This window comes from Extibacter sp. GGCC_0201 (assembly GCF_017566055.1).
Classification (GTDB): domain Bacteria; phylum Bacillota; class Clostridia; order Lachnospirales; family Lachnospiraceae; genus Extibacter.
Genome location: NZ_JABFCH010000248.1, coordinates 1 through 212, shown reverse-complemented (window position 1 = coordinate 212; position 212 = coordinate 1). Strand labels below are relative to the sequence as shown.

Below are 212 nucleotides of genomic sequence, written 5' to 3'. Positions count from 1 at the left end.
AGCATATCCGGCATAGTTTCCCCGATTTTCCAGCGTATCGGTGTAGTCACTTGATGCCCAGCCGTTGTTTTCATATTTTTCATTAAACAGATTGTATACAGTAAATCCTACGGTGACTTCTTTCAGTACTTTCTTGGGACGGAAGCTGTACGCCAGATTGAGGTTGCTGACAAAATACTTATCAAGAGTCAGTTCTTCAACTTCTGCGTTTG

The 212-nt window shown here is 42.0% G+C and carries 1 protein-coding gene; it reads right to left on the bottom strand.

Annotated elements, in window-relative coordinates; translation table 11 throughout:
- On the bottom strand, window positions 1–212 hold a 212-nt coding region (locus HJV72_RS19425), incomplete at both ends, for a TonB-dependent receptor (RefSeq protein ID WP_208073520.1).